Raw genomic sequence first — 392 nt, 5'->3', positions numbered from 1 at the left:
TTCATGAGCGCCCTTGTATTGTTGAAGAACGCTCACGTATTGGAGATTGGGAAGCCGATACCGTTATCGGTCAGCATCACAAGCAAGCGATTGTCACGCTCGTTGAACGTAAAACGGGGCTATTGAAGATGAAGCGTGTGGGTCATAAAACAGCACAGCAAGTATCAGAGGCAATGATAGAACTCTTAGCGCCAGTGAGGTTGCAGGTTAAGACCATTACCTCTGACAATGGTAAAGAGTTTGCTCAGCATAAGAAGGTGAAACAAAAGCTCTTTAGCCCTTTCTTCTTTGCCGATGCTTATGCGTCATGGCAGCGAGGAACCAACGAAAATACCAACGGCCTTATCAGAGAGTACTTGCCTAAGGGTTGTGACTTTAGACAAGTCTCTGAT

General features: G+C 45.9%; 1 protein-coding gene. It reads left to right on the top strand.

Going from position 1 to position 392, the window contains the following annotated elements; all coding sequences use genetic code 11:
• Positions 1–392 (top strand): IS30 family transposase (locus EI164_RS17580; RefSeq protein ID WP_192521082.1); only part of this gene is annotated, 392 nt, incomplete at both ends.

The sequence above is a fragment of the Psychrobacter sp. FME13 genome, assembly GCF_014861395.1.
In the GTDB taxonomy this organism is placed as follows: domain Bacteria; phylum Pseudomonadota; class Gammaproteobacteria; order Pseudomonadales; family Moraxellaceae; genus Psychrobacter.
Note: the sequence above shows the minus strand (reverse complement) of the source record. Positions and strands in the feature narration are given on the sequence as shown.